The following is a 15,262-nucleotide window of genomic DNA, read 5'->3' on the forward strand; positions in this document are numbered from 1 at the left end:
TGCAAGCTGCTCGGCCGTCCGGCCGCACCGTGCACACTGGATCTCTGCCACCTGCGTCTCCTCGCTGGTTCGGGTCGCTGCGGTGTACCCGTCAGCGACATGATGGTTCGAGCCGCGTCATGGAAGCAGAAAGGGTCGTCACGTGACGACCCTTTCGCGTTTCCCGGCACCGCGGCCGCGTCGCTGCGCGGCGTCAGGCTAGTAGCGGTTGTTCTCGTAGCGACGTCCGCCGCCGCCACCACCGCCGTAGCCGCCACCGCGGCCTTCGCCGCCGCCGTAGCCGCCACGCTCGCCACCGCCGAATCCGCCGCGACCGCCCTCGCGGCCGCCACCCTGGCCGCGCGGCGGATTGGCCGGCGGATTCAGGCGCACCACGCTCGCTGCCTTGGGGCCCTTCGCCTCCTCGATGATGTCGAACTCGACCTCTTCACCCTCGTAGAGGACCTTGAAGCCGGACCCATCGATTGCGCTGTAGTGCACGAACACGTCCGCCCCGCCCTCCCGCTGGAGGAAGCCGTACCCCTTCTCCTGCGAGAACCACTTGACGGTGCCATTGGTACGAGCCATCGCCGGTACTCCTGGTATGAAAGGTTGAGACAGATCGAAGGTGCGGTGCGATGTGCCGTACCCTCGGAAATCGCCGCGGAGAACGCGCCCGCGGCCGGCGCACAATAAAAAAAGGCCCCGCGCGCAGGGCGCGCAGGTCCTTATCGAGAACCGCGGAAATGGACGACGGACTGAAGCGAGTGCACGTGCAAACGTCTTTCCGGCACGGATGCGATGAAGCCACCATTCAAAGTGTAGTCACGCCCCGGGCGGCTACGCAAGTGGGGCGATCGGGAGGGAACGCGACACGGTGGGCGTGTCGTTGACGTCCTGTCTCGAACGACGCCACCTTGCTGCAACGATCCACGCGGGAGTGTCTGCAAAATGAGCTATGAGCTGAAGGTTTCCGATTCCCTCCACGTCCCGTATCGCGGGCATCTGCTGCGGCTGAAGATTGCGGACGGGGTGCCCCGGCTGCAGGAGCTGAAGGCAGGCAGCCGCCTGCGGGTGAGTGGCCCTGACGGACGCACGGGAGTGATCGAGATTCTGGGGTTCCCGACCACGGCCGGCCGTCAGACGCAGGAGCGGCTGGAGCGCACCCGTGAGCTCGACATCGTGATTCCGGCACAGCAGGCGATGATCGACGGCGCCCGCATCGAGATCGGCTGGAGAGTCGGCCCGGCGGATGACGAGCGCCCGGAGCGCGGGTAGCACGTGAGCGGCAGCGTCGTCTTTCTCACCGGTGCGACCGGCTTCATCGGTTCCAGGATCGCGCGCGGCCTTGCAGCAGGCGGCGCCCGGCTGCGGTGCCTGGTGCGTTCGCCCGCCTCCCGCGCGGCGCGCTCACTGGAGGAGCTTGGCGCGGAGCTGATCCCCGGCGACGTGAACGACCCTGCCGCTCTCGAGCATGGCCTGGGCGGCGCGGACCTCGCCTATCACATTGCCGCGATCTACGACATCGGCGTGGTCGACGAGGCGGCCCTGGAAGCGACCAACGTGGATGGCACGCGTGCGTTTCTGCGCGCCGCACAGCACGCGCGCACGCCGCGCGTCATCTACGTGTCCTCCACGGTAGCCCTGGGCCCCGTCGCGCCGGATTCCACCGGAGACGACCAGCCGCCGTACGCCGGGCCGTACCCCTCGATCTATCACCGTACCAAGTCCGAAGCGCACCGGATCGCCGTCGCTGCACAGCAGAGCGGGCAGCCGGTGCTGATCGCATGCCCCGCGTACGTCTACGGACCAGGCGACGAGGGGCCGGCCGGAAAACTGATCGAAGACCTGCTGCGCCGCCGCGTGCCGACGCTGATCGCGGATCCGGCGTGGTACTCGTTCGTGCATGTCGACGACGTTGCCGAGGCGCTGATCGCGCTGGCGGACCGCGGCACGGCTGACGGCGTGTACGTGCTGGGCGGTGAGAACGAGCGTTTCGACCGGTTCGTACAGCAGGTAGCCGAGTTGGGCAATGTGTTTGCGCCGCGCCCGATCACGCCCGCTCCGCTCGCGCGCGGCATCGGCCGCACGCTCGATGCAGTGGCGCGACGTACCGGCGTGCGCTTCCCGCTGTCACTCGAGGGTGTGAACGTCGTAACGCGCGGGCGGTACACCTTCGGGCACGCGCGCGCTGCCCGGGAGCTGGGCTTCACGCCGCGCTCGCTGGCTGCGGGGCTGCCGGAGACGGTCGCGTTCTTCCGCGCAAAGCTGGCGCGCGGTCGGCGCACGCCCGGCGCCTGAGCCATGCCCGCCGCCAAGCTGCGCGCGGCACTGCAGCGCGCCCGGACGCGTGTCGCGGCGGGGGTGCGTCGACTTCGCCCGCGCCACCTCCTCCTCGCAAACGTCGTCGTCTGGTCCATCGTCGCGCTGCTCTGGCACCGCTGCGGCATAGCCGGCTGCCCGAACGTCGAGCGGCTGGCGTCCTACCAGCCGGGCGGCGCCACCGTGCTGCTCGACCGCAACGGCCAGGAGTTCGCGGACCTCTCGCCAATCGACCACGACGTCGTTGCGCTGGACGCCCTGCCGGAGCACGTGCCAGGTGCGTTCCTGGCGGTGGAGGACAAGCGATTCTACGAGCACGGCGGTGTGGACGTGCGACGCGTCGGCGGCGCGTTGCTCGCCAACGCTGGTGCACGCTCGGTCGTCCAGGGGTTCAGCACGATCACCATGCAGCTCGCTCGCAACGTGTGGCCCGAGACGCTGCCAGGCCGTGAGCGCACGCTGCAGCGGAAGGTGCTCGAGATCCGGGTGGCGCGCGAGATCGAACGCAAGTTCACGAAGAACGAGATCCTGGAGCTGTACCTCAACAACATCTATTTCGGCAGCGGTGCGTGGGGCATCGATGCGGCCGCGCGCAACTATTTCGGCAAGCCTGCATCCGAGCTGCGCCTGAGCGAAGCCGCACTGCTCGCGGCCATGCCGAAGTCGCCCGTGCTGTACAACCCGCGCCGGTACCCGGAGCGCGCACTGGCGCGTCGCAACCTGGTGCTCGAGCTGATGGCGGAGCAGGAGCGGGTGAGCGAAGAGAGCGCAGCGGAGTCGAGCGACGTCCCGCTGCGCGTTCGTCGTGATCCTCCCGCGCGGCGCGATGGCGAAGAACGTGTCGCGCCCTGGTTCACCGAAGCGGTGCGTCGCGTCCTGGAGGACCGGCTCGGCGAGGACGTCTACACGACGAGGCTCGTGGTGCATACGACGCTGGACCCGGCGCTGCAGCGCATCGCGGCCCGCCAGCTGGAGCGGCAACTCGACCGGATCGAGAGCGGCCATTACGGCGCGTACGACGGTGATCGGTATACGGGTGGTCCGCCGGAGTCGACGCGCTACCTGCAGGGCGCGGTCGTGATGATCGAAGCCGCGAGCGGTGATGTGCTCGCGCTGGTCGGCGGCCGCGATTACTCGCACTCGCAATTCGATCGCGCAACACGTGCGCGCCGGCAGGCGGGCAGTGCATTCAAGCCGTTCGTGTACGCCGCAGCACTGCAGCAGGGCTTTGCGGCGAGCCAGCACATTCTGGACGACACACTGCGCATGGAGCTGGAGGGCGGCGAGGTGTGGGAGCCAGTGAACTACGGCGGCACCTTCAGGGGCTTCATCACGCTGCGCGAGTCGCTGGTCGAGTCGCGCAACATACCGGCGATCCGACTCGCGCAGGATGTCGGCCTCGCGAACATCGAGCGGCTGGCGCGCAGGGCCGGTATCCGCAGTGACGTACCGGACGTGCCATCGGCGGCGATCGGCTCGGGTGCGGTGACACCGCTCGAGCTGACCGCGGCCTATACGAGCTTCGCCAACCTGGGCACAGCGGTACGGCCTCGACTGGTGGACCACGTGATCGACGGAGTGGGCGCAGTAGTCTGGCAATCGGAGATCGAGGAGGAGGACGTACTCGATCCAGCAGTCGCGTACATCGTGACGGACATGCTTCGGGAAACCGTCGACCAGGGAACAGGAAGAGCGGTGCGGCAGGTCGGGTTCGGTGCGGCCGCTGCCGGCAAGACCGGCACGACGAACGATGGAGCCGATGTGTGGTTCGTCGGGTACACGCCGGACCTGGTGGCGGGCGTATGGATGGGCTTCGACGTGCCGGAGCCGATCATCGAGGGCGCGAACGGCGGACAGCTTGCAGCGCCCCTCTGGGGACGGCTCATGGACGCGGTCTACGAGAAGCGCCCCACCCCTCCCGAGTGGACGGCGCCCGAGCGCGTCGTGGAGCTTCCGGTGGATCCCGCGACAGGGCTGGTGCTGGTCGAGGGGTGCCGCCCCGAGAGGGGAGCTGCGATCACGGAGCTGTTCGTCGCAGGCGACGAGCCCGCATCCGTGTGCCCGGCGGGAACCCCCGCGCGAGAGTCCCGCGGATTGCTCGCCCGGCTTGGCTCCTGGCTCGAGCGGACCTGGCAGCGCGCACTGCACGTGCTCGCGCGGCATATCGGCTCCGAAGACGAGCGGCCGATTCCGCCGCGCACGGAGGAGCGCTACATCGGCACGCCGCGACTGCCGCGCGCCGTCGAGGTCGCCGATCCGATCGTGCCGGCCGACTCGTTCCGACCCCGCGTCCGGATCTTCATACCCGCACTGGATTCCATCCAGCGCCCGGACTCATTGCCACGGGACACCCTGCGCGTGATCACCGACTCCATCCTGCTGCCACCAGCAGCGCCGCCGGACACGGCGGCACCGTCGGTCGATTCAGTGCGGGTGGATACGATAACGGTCGATACGACGACCGCGGCCGACACGCTGGCTCACTGACCGCCCGGACGTCCGGCCAGGGGTTCGGCTGGGTCAGGTTCCGGCGAGGCGCGGTGCCACGCAGATCTCCCACGCACCAAGCCGGCCCGCCACGCGGGGCGCGAACCCGCGCGAGCGCAGGAATGCGTGCATCGCTTCCGGGGGATGTACATGCATGCGGAAGCGCCGACGCCCCATCCAGAGGATGCCATTCCCCGCCGAGCTGGCCAGCCGTGTCCACCAGGCAGCGCGCGGATAGGTGAACGCAATCGTGCGGGACGCGCGACTGGCAGCGGCGTCGAGCAGGCCGCGCCAGTCCGGATAACAGCAGACGACCCGGTCGAGCACGACCAGGTCGTGCACCGTGTCGTCCTCCATGTGCGCGAAATCGGCGACCATGCCGCTCATGCGGTGCGCAACGCCGTACTCCTCGGCAAGCTGACGGGCAGTGCGGATGGCGGCAGGAATCGCATCGACGACCACTGCCTGCCGGATGCCGTGCCGCAGCAGCTCGATCGAGATGCCGCCGACGCCGGCGCCGCCTTCGAGGAGAGTCGCCTCATGGAAGCGGACCAGCGGGCGGACCACTTCGATCACCCGCTGAGCCCGCCGGGGCAGTCCGTGCTTGCGGAACCGCCGTGCCTCGCGGCGCGCGAAGCGCTCACCGAAGACGTCGTCGAGCCCTGCGTTCAGGCAATCACAGGCCACTGCACCGGCTGGCTGAGGTGAAGCACGTTACCAGGCAACGAACACGATGAAAAAGGTGACCACGGTCAGCATCGCGCCGAGCACCCACACCAGCGCCTCGTCCAGGCGTTCGCTCTCACGACCCGCCTCGAGCATTCGCAGGTGCGGCCACGACGTCCCGCACTCCCGGCACTCGTGCTCGCTGCCGGCCAGTCGCGTGCCACAGCGAATGCAATCGCGATTCTTCATGAGTACTGCCCCTCCCCGGTTGCCGTAACTCCAGGGAAGATGGCCAACCGGGACTGACGGGAGGGTGAACGCCGGATTACGGAATGTTCACGAACCGGTGTCGCACTGTTTGCGCCATTTCAGGAGCTCGAACGCGGTACGGCAGTCATTGCACCAGTAGGTCGCCACGGAGAGCTGCGGGCCGAAGGGCGAGTGCAGCTCCGTGTGCTCCGCACTGCAGAACGGGCAGGGCGGATGCTCGGGCAGGCCGAAGGCGGTCGCGTCGCGTGCGGGCGAGGTGGACACGGGTCAGTCCATCAGGAATTCGCGATTGCGATCACCGCGAATCCGCTGGATCGTCGCCCGGTCGGGTGCGCGACCATGAGGCCTGCGCCGCGCCTCCTCGAAGCTTTCGAACGACGGCTCGATGTTCGTGAAGACGTCGCCGAGCCCGGCACTGGCGAGCAGGGGGGCAATCTTTTCGACGAACCGCTCGCGCAGGGTGCTGCCCGCCCCGTCCGCGACCGAAGCGCCAATGAGTGTACGCGCTCCCGGACCATCCGGGCCGAACCAGGCGAGGACGTCGCCAGCGCGGGCCTGTACGGCGTCGTGCAGCGCGGTGCGGGATGCGTCGGAGGCCGACGCAAAGCGGCGCCACCACGCCGCCCCGTGAGCGGCGTGGAAGCTCTCCTCCTCGAGCAGCTTGCCGACGCGCTGGCGCAGCGGCACGTAGCTGGACGCACGCAGGGCCTCGAGCTGGACCGTGAGCGCGCCATCGCAGAGCACGTTGATCGCGATCAGTCCTGCCCAGTCATCCGGCGCCTCGTCGAGCGCGACCATGTTGCAGTACTCATCGGCTTCACGCCCGTGCTCGACGCGGTCCACGTCCACGTCGAACTCCTTGAGCAGCGCGTAGAGCAGCCTGGCATGTCCCCACTCGTCCTGTGCCATCGACGCGCAGGCGATGCCGGCCTCGAGCTCGGGCGCGCCCAGGATCCATTCCGCGTAGCGCATGCCGAGCAGTCGCTTGCTGTCGGCGAGTGAGAGGATGAGATCGTGCGTGGCGGTGCGGGCCGCACCGTCCAGCTCGACCGAGGCTGTGGTCGTGCGGGCCATCAGCGAACGTCTCCGTTCTGGCGCTCGGCGTTGAAGACCTCGACGAAGTGCTCGCGCGGCGTGACCCACATGTCGAACCAGCGCTCCTCGTCGTATGTGTTGAACGCATACACGCGCGCGAGCTCGGCATCGGGCGCGTTGAGATTGCCGATGTGGCGGAGCGGCTCGCCCCGCGACTTGCGTGCAAATACCTCGAAGATCATACCGTCACCCCCGCACCGCGCAGAACCGCGCGTCCCTCCTCGGTCATCCGCTCCACGGTCCAGGGCGGATCCCACACCTCGTGCACCTGAACACTCGAGACGTTCGGCTCCTCCAGCAGGCGGTCACGGATATCCTCCTTGATGAACGCCATGCAGGGGCAGGCCGACGCCGTGAACGTGCAGTCCACGTCGACGTGCGTGTCGACACGACGAATGTCGTAGATCAGTCCCAGGTCGACGAGCGAGATCGGCAGCTCCGGATCGCTGACATCGCAGAGCGCCAGCCAGAGCGCGGCCGTGTCGTGCGGGAGTGAAGCGACCCACGCCTCGCGCGCGCGTCGCAGTGCGGCCTCGTCCACGCCCGCGCGGGCGCGCGCTTCCGAGACAGCCTCTGCGCGTCGCGCGGCTTCGGCGGTGCGCAGCGCGACCAGGTCGTGCCGGGTGCGTCGCGATGCCGCGGCGACCGAACGAATGGCTTCCGACTGCGTCATCTCAATCAGGCCGCCTGCGCCATCATGCGACCCAGCGGCGCATGGCTGCGGCGCACACTCTCGACGTAACGCTCGTTCATCGGGCCGCGCTGCTTCCAGCGCTCGAACACGCGGTCCCAGCTGATCTGCCCGCTCGTGAAGTCCCAGTGCTTGGCCTCTGCGTCGTACTCGCACGGGAACGGAAAGTCGAGGACGTACTTCTGCTCCTCATCGCTCCAGTGCGCGGGTACCTCCAGCCCGAGGCTCTCGCACAGCGGCACCGTCGCGCTCATCCACACCTGGCGGAGCTGGTCGTTGGTCAGCCCCTTGAGCCGGTACTCGAGCTGGCCGCTATGTCGCTTCATGTCATCGGGCAATCCGAACCACTCCACCGTCATCGGGAACATCCAGTCGACCGCGCGCTGCAGCTTCTCCTTCGCCGTACCGCCCGCCTGCGCGAGCCGCTTCATCCACACCTCGCCGTGACGCAGGTGGAAGGTCTCCTCCAGGTCCACCTTCACGAGCGCCCGCTTGAGCGGCCCATAGCTCGTGTTCCTGTAGACGTCGGAGAGCAGCGTGATCCCGGCCCGGTCGAAGAAGCCGTTGGCGGTGACCAGCTCCGCCCAGCTCTCGAGTGGCTGGTCGAAACCGTACGGATGCTTGAACTCGTGCGGCTCACGCCCGTAGATGAGCTGTTCCTTGTCGAGGCCCATGTCCTCGAGGATGCGGTAGGCGATGTTGGCGTGCGCCAGCTCGTCCTGGATGATGGCAACCGCGCTTACCTGCGTGTTCGTCGACGGCGCGTCCTGCGCGGCCATCCAGTACGCAGGGGCGCTCATCAGCTCCGTGTCGGCCTGCACCTGGAGCTGGACGATCAGCGACTTCCGGTACCCCTCGGTCATCTCGTCGGGCGACTCGAGGATGTAGCCGTCGCGGACCTTCTGCTTGATTTCGTCTTCGGTGAACCGGCTCACGGCGTGGCCTCCCGCGGTTTCGAACGATCGTTCGACAGGGCCCGGAAGTTGGTGTCGCACACTGTGCTGCGCAAGTAATCAGCCAGTCGGGGCGGGTACCCCGCAGGTGGTATCCTCCTTGCTCCTTCCGTAACCGGCAATCCGCACAACGATCCGCCGGCTGATGGAGCCGGTGAACCGAAGGGGCAGGTATGGAGAAGGACGGGCACCCGGGTCCGCGAGGACCGGGCGAGACGCCGGGGCACGGCACGAGCCCGGAGGACAGGCTGCCGGGCGAGGGCCCCGGCAGGGGCGACGAAGCAGCTGACGGGACTGTCGGCGGCGAGCCGGCAGTGGTGCGCCGTGCTCGCTGGAGGGATCGTACCCGGGGACGCCGGGTGCTCGCGGCGACGGGCGCGGTGTTCCTGCTGCTGCTCGCGGTCGGCGCGGTTCTCTGGTTCCGGTGCGGCGTTGCGGGCTGTCCGGACGTGGACATGCTGCGCGGATACATGCCGGACGAGGCATCGGTGATCCTGGATCGTGACGGCGAGGAAGTCGCGAAGCTGTTCGTGACGAGACGCGTCTACATCGGTCTGGACTCGCTGCCGAAGCACGTGGGCGATGCCTTCGTCGCGATCGAGGACCAGCGGTTCTGGGAACACGGTGGCGTGGACGTCCGTCGCGTGTTCGGTGCGATGCTGCAGAACGTGCGGTCGGGAGGTGTGGAGGAAGGTGCGAGCACGATCACGATGCAGCTGGCGCGCAACGTCTTCCCGGACGACCTGCCGGCGAACGAGAAGACGATGTGGCGCAAGATCGGCGAGGCGCGCGTCGCAAGACAGATCGAGGGCCGCTATTCCAAGGAGGAGATTCTCGAGCTGTACCTGAACCAGATCTATTTCGGTGAGGGTGCGTGGGGCATCGAGGCGGCGGCGCAGGAGTACTTCGGCAAGTCTGCGACGGAGCTGGACCTCGCGGAGTCCGCGACGCTGGCGGCGCTGCCCCGTGCGCCGTCGCGGCTGAACCCGCGCGTGAACCCGGACCAGGCGCAGACGGAGCGGGAGGTGGTGCTGACACGGATGCGGGACCAGGGGCTGATCAGCGCCGAGGAGTACGATGAGGCGGCGGCCGAGGAGCTGGAGCTGCGTCGGGGAGAGCGCAGCACGGAGGAGCAGGCGCCGTATTTCGTCGAAGCAGTGCGCCGTATCCTGGAGGAGCAGCTCGGCGACGCCGTCTACACTCGTGGCTACCGGATCCACACCACGCTGGACCTCGGCGCGCAGCGGGTGCTGGAGGAGGAGCTGGCGCAACAGGCGCGCAGGATCGAGTCAGGCGCGTATGGCGGCTATCCTCACGCGACGTACGCGAGCGCACATGCCGATTCCGGCGCGACGTTCGAGGACGGCACACCATACCTGCAGACCGCGGGCATCGTGATGGATCCGCGGACGGGCGACGTGCTGGCGCTGGTCGGCGGCCGCGACTATGACGATTCGAAGTTCAACCGCGCGTTGCAGGCGATGCGGCAGCCCGGCTCCGCCTTCAAGCCGTTCGTGTACGCCGCTGCGATATCGGCGGGTTATTCGCCCAGCTACCAGCTGATCGATCAGCCGATCCGGCTGATGGTGGACCGCAACCGTTCGTGGGAGCCGAAGAACTACGGCGGCAGCTACGCGGGCGTGATCAGCCTGCGCAACGCGCTGGTGCAGTCGAAGAACGTCGCCACGGTGCGGCTGTCCGGCGAGGTGGGGCTGTCACGGATCATCGGGCTGGCGGAGCAGATGGGGCTGGGCCGCATCGAGTCGAATCCGGCGGTGGTGCTGGGCACGAGCGAGGTCACACCGATGCAGCTCGCGGAAGCCTACACGCCGTTCGCGACGCTCGGGCAGCGCACGCAGCCGCGGCTGGTCGAGCGCGTGGTGGATCGCGACGGCGGCATCGTCTGGGCGCAGCAGCCCAGCTCGCAGCGTGTGCTCTCGCCCGCGGTGGCGTTCATAACGACGAACATTCTCGAGGACGTGGTCAACCGCGGAACCGGGACGGGTGTGCGAGGCGCGGGGTATCGCGGTCCGGCAGCGGGCAAGACCGGCACGACGCAGGATGCGGCAGACGTGTGGTTCGTCGGGTTCACGCCGGACGTCGTCGGTGTCATCTGGTACGGGCTGGACCGGCGGCAGCGCATCCTGAGGGGTGCGACCGGTGGTGAGATCGCCGCCCCCGTCTGGGGGCGGGTAATGCGGGAGATCGCGCCGTCCTCCTCCGACTGGTCGCCGCCTGCAGGCGTGGAAACGCGCGAGGTGGACGAGACGGGCTCCATCGTCGGCAGCGGCTGTCCGACGTTCGGCGCGACCCACACCGAATATTTCCTGTCCGGAACCGCACCCATCGGCGAGTGCTACCGGGATCCGAGCTACTACCAGACGACCTGGATGGACTCGCTGGGTGGCTACCCCTACGACTCGATCTACGGCTACCCGTACGACACGACGTATACGTACCCGTACGACACGACCTCGGTCAGCAGCGAGGAGCGGGAACGCTTCTGGGAGCGACTCCGCTCGCGCGTCCTCGGTAAGGAGGAGGAGGATTCCCTCGGCGTGCGCCGTTCGCCGCAGACGACCATCGACACGGCTCCCGACAACCGGTCGCAGCGTGCGCAGCAGCGTCAGCAGCAGGACACGACCACTCCGCCGCGCGTGCTGGGCGAGCCCGTGCAGCGCAATCCGCCTCCTGATTCCGGCGGGCTACCGCAGCTGCGGTAGCACTACAGACAGACCTGCTTCCGGCCGTGTGGACCCTCCGTCTGCACGGCCGGTTGTGCACGCCCATCCGCGTTTGACAGGCGGCGTGCACGTCCGCCACTTTCCGCCGCCGAAACAAGCCGGGCTGCCACCCGGAGAGATGCGATCAGAGCGCGGTACGCCGCGCTTCGAGGAAGGTTACGACATGAGAATGCTGGTACTCGGGGCCGGACTGCAGGGCTCTGCCTGTGCGTACGACCTGCTCAACAGTGACGGCGTGAGCCGCGTCCGGCTCGCGGATCAACAGGTCGATCGACTCCCCCCGTTCCTCCAGCCGTACGCGGGTGATGAGCGGCTCGAGCGCGTGCACATCGACGCCCGCGATGCGGACAGCGTGCGCCGCGCGATGGAGGGGGTCGACGCGTGCATGAACGCACTGCCCTACTACTTCAACCTCGACATCACGAAGCTCGCCGTCGAGGCCGGCATTCATTACTGCGACCTCGGTGGCAACACTGCCATCGTGTTCGACCAGCTCAAGCTCGATGAGGAGGCCGCAAAGCGCGGCATCTCCGTGATCCCCGACTGCGGCCTCGCGCCCGGCATGGTCAATATCCTCGCCGGCAAGGGCATCGACAGCCTGGATCGCGCCGATTCCGTGAAGATCCGGGTGGGAGGGCTCCCGCAGAACCCGGAGCCGCCGCTCAACTACCAGATCGTGTACTCCATCGAGGGCGTGCTCGACTACTACACGACGAAGTCGTGGATCGTGCGTGACGGCAAGCCGCTGGAAGTGGATGCGCTGAGCGAGATCGAGCCCGTGAAGTTCGATGAGCCGGTCGGCACGCTGGAGGCGTTCCATACGGCGGGCGGACTCTCGACCATGCCGTGGAACTGGGAAGGCCGCATCCGCTCCATGGAGTACAAGACGCTGCGCTACCCCGGTCACGCGGACATCATGCGTGCGATTCGTGATCTCGGGCTCCTCGAGCTCGAGCCCGTGAACGTGAAGGGTACGAACGTCGTGCCACGCGACGTCTTCATCGCCATCACCGAGCCGCGCCTGAAGAAGCCTGCAGCGCCGGACCTCGTCGCACTGCGTGTGGAAGTCGAGGGCGAAAAGGACGGCAAGCCGCACCGCGTGCAGTGGGACCTCGTCGACCGCATGGACGAGGCGCACGGCATCAGCGCCATGGAGCGCACGACGGGGTTCTCCCTCTCGATCACCGGCCAGACCCAGGTGCGCGGCCTCACACGCGCCAAGGGGGTGAAGACCCCGGACGTCGCCATGCCCGCGGATCATTACATCACGGAGCTGCGCAGGCGCGGCATCGAGATCCGGCAGATCGCGTAGCAACGGATCCGTTCGAGCGAGAGGGTTCAAGCAACAGCTGTAACCACAGAGGACACCGAGATGCTCTCCGTGTACTCCGTGGTAGAAATCCGTATGGTCCGCGGTGAAAAGGGGGTGGCTGGCTGCCCGGCGAGGATCCTGGCCCGTGGAGTGCGGTACCACGAACGCATGCCGCGGCTCCGCCTGATTCCCCTGATTGCCGGCACCCTGCTCGCCGGCGCGATGGCCGGTCCCGCTTCCGGACAGGAGCAGGACGTCGCCAGGGGCTCGTACCCATTCTTTCAGCGCAACCTGACGATCGCCGTCAACGCCGCGGTGCCGGGGGAGCTGCAGATCGTGCGTGCGCGCGCGGCACGCGTCGACATCGCGGCGCTTGCGTCGCCGGGCGTCGCAAGCTTTGCCCTGGGAGGCTGGCGCGGCGATGAGCTGGTCCTGACCGCCGCCGGCGCGCAGCGCGCCGTCTTCATCGTCACGGTGCCGGAGCGTGTGTACGTCTCGGTGAAAGCACCGGGCGCCAGCCGCTCACTCGGCGCGTTCACCCCGATACAGACGATCCAGTGGGGGAGCGAGGCAGAGGCGACTCCAGCGGCACGACCGTCACCTCCGGCACCGCCAGTCTCGCCCAGAGCCGACGGGTACTACCCGGTGTACGGCGCCAGTACCGTCCCGACGTCGGTGCATATTCCGTCGCTGGCTGCCGTGGAACGGATCGACGTGCACATGCGCGGAAGCTCATTCCGCCTCGCCGCCACGCGTCCGCTCCAGGTCACGGCGGGACAGGCGGATCCTCTCGTGATTGCCCTCGCCGGCGAACCGCTCGACCTGCGGTTCGAGCTGCCAGCCGACACCCGCAGCTTCCAGATCATCGCCAACGGGGACGTGGTACTCTCCGTCCGCGATGGGCGGGTCACCCGGTACTGCACTCCCGCAATTGCGCAGGATCTCGGCGCCGACGGCGTCCTCGTGACGCTCACCCCGCTGCGCGGACGCCTGGATTGCGGAGCCGAGACGCGCCAGGCGGCGACCTCCCGGTAGGCCAGGCGCGCGACCCCAGCACCGGCCGCGACGTTCCGGGCGCGCGACGCCTGGCACGGCACGCGACGACAACCAGCCCCAGGCCCTCCGTTCGATCCATCACGTCCGGATGGCGTCGCCCTGTCACATTCCCTAAATTCAATCCGTCCTTGAACAGTACGGGGCGCGCGTCGAGGCCGCTCGGGGCAGGTTGCGGCCGGCAATAATATGTTGTCGCGCAATGACTTCACCCCCTTGAGGCGACAGCCTGGCGGGGTTATATTTAATCGTCATTGAAATGGTCGGTCGCGCCGTGGCGCGGGTGGCCCATACGGGACATGAGGACGGCCACCGAGGTGGGCGTCTGTTCCCCAGGAAAGGAGTTGCCGTGGTCAAGACCGCGAGCAAGAGCCAGGCGGTGGAGGGGCGCCGGGCGGTCCACCTTCCGGAGCTGAGCGACAGCGAGCTGGTCGCTGCGCACCTGGAAGGGCATCCGGGGGCGTTCACGGAGCTTTACGACCGGTATCGGGACCGGCTGGTTCATTTCATTGGTCGCAAGACGGGTGATCGGGACCGTGCGGAGGACCTGGTGCAGGAAGCGTTCATCCGGGTGACGCGGCACCTGCACCGCTTCGACCAGACGAAGAAGTTTTCGACGTGGATCTACACGATCTGCTCGAACCTGGCGAAGAACGAGCTGCGCAACCGTTCGCGCAGTCCGCTGGTGCTGTTCCAGAAGCTGACGACGCACTGGGAGCCGGATCACCGTCCGCTGCAGTTCGAGGACGGTCTGGCGCGCCCGGACGACCAGTACCGCAAGCGGTATCTGCAGCAGATCGTGGAGCAGACGGTGGAGGAGCTGCCGGAGCATCACAAGCTGGTGTTCCGCCTGCGTGAGCTCGAAGGCAAGAGCTACGAGGAGATCGCGGAGATCACTGGCGTAAACCTGGGCACGGTGAAGAGCCGGCTGCACCGGGCGCGCACGAGCTTCGCTGAGCTGATCGAGCCGCTGCTGAACTAGGCGATCGAGGTATTCTGCCCGAATATGCGGGGCCGACGAACGAGTCGGTCCCGCTTTTCTTTTGCACTGCTGCAACGCGCTCGTTACACTAGGGGCCGAAACCCGAAAGTGAGAGTATGGCGGGCGAACCGCTGATAATGTGCACGCCGGCCGAAGGTGTAGCGGAACGGATCGGGCGGGGCGATCGGGCGGCGTTCGAGGAGTTCTTTCGCGCCGAGTACGGGCGGCTGTGCAGTTTCCTGGCCGACCAGGTCGGCAGTGCGGCGGAGGCCGAGGAGCTTGCGCAGGACGTGCTGCTCCGGCTGTGGCGTGCGCGCGCGCAGCTGCGCCGGCACGATTCGCTGCGCTCCTACCTGTACCGATCGGCGCGCAACGCGGCGATCAACCATCGGCGGCGGGCGGCTCTCGAACGGCAGCATTCGGACATCACCCACATCCCGGTCTCCGCGAGTCCGCCAGCGGATGAGCGGCTCCGGCTGCGGCTTCTCGGCGAGGCGGCTGCGGCGGCGATCCGCGACCTGCCGGAACGCTGTCGCCTGATCTTCGACCTGAGCCGTCGCCAGCATCTGACCCACGCTGAAATTGCGGAAGTACTGAACATCTCCCCCCGCACGGTCGAAACGCAGATCGGGCGTGCATTGAAGCTGCTCCGCTACCGCCTGGCCCCGCTCCTCGACTAGTCAGCCTTCCGATTTCCGGCTCGATGTA

At 67.8% G+C, this 15,262-nt stretch carries 15 protein-coding genes and 1 pseudogene; 8 read left to right on the plus strand and 8 right to left on the minus strand.

Annotated elements, in window-relative coordinates; all coding sequences use genetic code 11:
- Positions 1-366 precede the first annotated feature (366 nt).
- Positions 367-567: pseudogene (locus tag VFU06_10300) on the minus strand (cold shock domain-containing protein).
- Between the two features lie 363 nt (positions 568-930).
- On the opposite strand from VFU06_10300, the gene VFU06_10305 reads away from it, so the two are divergent.
- From VFU06_10305 to VFU06_10315, 3 genes are read left to right on the plus strand one after another with little or no spacing between them, the layout of a single operon-like run.
- A complete protein-coding gene (locus tag VFU06_10305; GenBank protein ID HEU5209795.1) occupies positions 931-1,257 on the plus strand; it encodes a hypothetical protein in 327 nt (108 codons plus the stop codon).
- Between the two features lie 3 nt (positions 1,258-1,260).
- The gene (locus tag VFU06_10310) at positions 1,261-2,280 is read left to right on the plus strand and encodes an NAD-dependent epimerase/dehydratase family protein (GenBank protein HEU5209796.1); all 1,020 of its coding nucleotides are present in this window, start codon (positions 1,261-1,263) and stop codon (positions 2,278-2,280) included.
- 3 nt (positions 2,281-2,283) lie between these two features.
- Positions 2,284-4,788, plus strand: a complete 2,505-nt coding sequence (locus VFU06_10315) for a PBP1A family penicillin-binding protein (protein ID HEU5209797.1) — start codon at positions 2,284-2,286, stop codon at positions 4,786-4,788.
- Positions 4,789-4,821: 33 nt separating this feature from the next.
- Here the strand turns inward: VFU06_10315 and VFU06_10320 are convergent, their stop codons facing one another.
- From VFU06_10320 to VFU06_10350, 7 genes are all read right to left on the minus strand, one after another.
- Positions 4,822-5,475, minus strand: a complete 654-nt coding sequence (locus VFU06_10320; GenBank protein HEU5209798.1) for a methyltransferase domain-containing protein — start codon at positions 5,473-5,475, stop codon at positions 4,822-4,824.
- 27 nt (positions 5,476-5,502) lie between these two features.
- Positions 5,503-5,703 (minus strand): hypothetical protein, encoded by a 201-nt coding sequence (locus tag VFU06_10325; protein ID HEU5209799.1) that lies wholly within the window; start codon positions 5,701-5,703, stop codon positions 5,503-5,505.
- An 87-nt stretch (positions 5,704-5,790) separates the two neighbouring features.
- Positions 5,791-5,988, minus strand: a complete 198-nt coding sequence (locus VFU06_10330) for a hypothetical protein (GenBank protein HEU5209800.1) — start codon at positions 5,986-5,988, stop codon at positions 5,791-5,793.
- Positions 5,989-5,991: 3 nt separating this feature from the next.
- A complete protein-coding gene (locus VFU06_10335) occupies positions 5,992-6,798 on the minus strand; it encodes a Phenylacetic acid catabolic protein (GenBank protein ID HEU5209801.1) in 807 nt (268 codons plus the stop codon).
- Entirely contained in the window at positions 6,798-7,001 is a 204-nt protein-coding gene (locus tag VFU06_10340; GenBank protein ID HEU5209802.1) for a hypothetical protein, read from the minus strand. Before VFU06_10340 ends, VFU06_10335 begins: the two co-directional genes overlap by 1 nt.
- On the minus strand, positions 6,998-7,492 hold the full coding sequence (locus tag VFU06_10345) for a metal-sulfur cluster assembly factor (GenBank protein HEU5209803.1): 495 nt from the start codon (positions 7,490-7,492) through the stop codon (positions 6,998-7,000). The genes VFU06_10340 and VFU06_10345 overlap by 4 nt, the downstream gene beginning before the upstream one ends.
- A gap of 5 nt (positions 7,493-7,497) precedes the next feature.
- Positions 7,498-8,445: a Phenylacetic acid catabolic protein gene (locus VFU06_10350; protein HEU5209804.1), complete on the minus strand. Its 948-nt coding sequence runs from the start codon at positions 8,443-8,445 to the stop codon at positions 7,498-7,500.
- 377 nt (positions 8,446-8,822) lie between these two features.
- Between VFU06_10350 and VFU06_10355 the strand changes: the two genes are divergently transcribed.
- From VFU06_10355 to VFU06_10375, 5 genes are all read left to right on the plus strand, one after another.
- Entirely contained in the window at positions 8,823-11,186 is a 2,364-nt protein-coding gene (locus VFU06_10355) for a PBP1A family penicillin-binding protein (GenBank protein ID HEU5209805.1), read from the plus strand.
- Between the two features lie 139 nt (positions 11,187-11,325).
- Positions 11,326-12,519, plus strand: a complete 1,194-nt coding sequence (locus VFU06_10360; GenBank protein HEU5209806.1) for a saccharopine dehydrogenase C-terminal domain-containing protein — start codon at positions 11,326-11,328, stop codon at positions 12,517-12,519.
- 168 nt (positions 12,520-12,687) lie between these two features.
- A complete protein-coding gene (locus tag VFU06_10365) occupies positions 12,688-13,554 on the plus strand; it encodes a hypothetical protein (GenBank protein HEU5209807.1) in 867 nt (288 codons plus the stop codon).
- A 367-nt stretch (positions 13,555-13,921) separates the two neighbouring features.
- The gene (locus tag VFU06_10370) at positions 13,922-14,554 is read left to right on the plus strand and encodes a sigma-70 family RNA polymerase sigma factor (protein ID HEU5209808.1); all 633 of its coding nucleotides are present in this window, start codon (positions 13,922-13,924) and stop codon (positions 14,552-14,554) included.
- A 137-nt stretch (positions 14,555-14,691) separates the two neighbouring features.
- On the plus strand, positions 14,692-15,234 hold the full coding sequence (locus VFU06_10375; protein HEU5209809.1) for an RNA polymerase sigma-70 factor: 543 nt from the start codon (positions 14,692-14,694) through the stop codon (positions 15,232-15,234).
- Positions 15,235-15,262 lie beyond the last annotated feature (28 nt).

It is taken from the genome of Longimicrobiales bacterium (assembly GCA_035764935.1).
In the GTDB taxonomy this organism is placed as follows: domain Bacteria; phylum Gemmatimonadota; class Gemmatimonadetes; order Longimicrobiales; family RSA9; genus DASTYK01.

Excerpts from the sequence above, each read along its gene's own strand:
- VFU06_10305 (HEU5209795.1), top strand. The coding sequence starts at position 931 with ATGAGCTATGAGCTGAAGGTTTCCGATTCCCTCCACGTCCCGTATCGC.
- VFU06_10315 (HEU5209797.1), top strand. The coding sequence starts at position 2,284 with ATGCCCGCCGCCAAGCTGCGCGCGGCACTGCAGCGCGCCCGGACGCGT.
- VFU06_10325 (HEU5209799.1), bottom strand. The coding sequence starts at position 5,703 with ATGAAGAATCGCGATTGCATTCGCTGTGGCACGCGACTGGCCGGCAGC.
- VFU06_10335 (HEU5209801.1), bottom strand. The coding sequence starts at position 6,798 with ATGGCCCGCACGACCACAGCCTCGGTCGAGCTGGACGGTGCGGCCCGC.
- VFU06_10340 (HEU5209802.1), bottom strand. The coding sequence starts at position 7,001 with ATGATCTTCGAGGTATTTGCACGCAAGTCGCGGGGCGAGCCGCTCCGC.
- VFU06_10345 (HEU5209803.1), bottom strand. The coding sequence starts at position 7,492 with ATGACGCAGTCGGAAGCCATTCGTTCGGTCGCCGCGGCATCGCGACGC.
- VFU06_10360 (HEU5209806.1), top strand. The coding sequence starts at position 11,326 with ATGCGATCAGAGCGCGGTACGCCGCGCTTCGAGGAAGGTTACGACATG.
- VFU06_10365 (HEU5209807.1), top strand. The coding sequence starts at position 12,688 with ATGCCGCGGCTCCGCCTGATTCCCCTGATTGCCGGCACCCTGCTCGCC.
- VFU06_10375 (HEU5209809.1), top strand. The coding sequence starts at position 14,692 with ATGTGCACGCCGGCCGAAGGTGTAGCGGAACGGATCGGGCGGGGCGAT.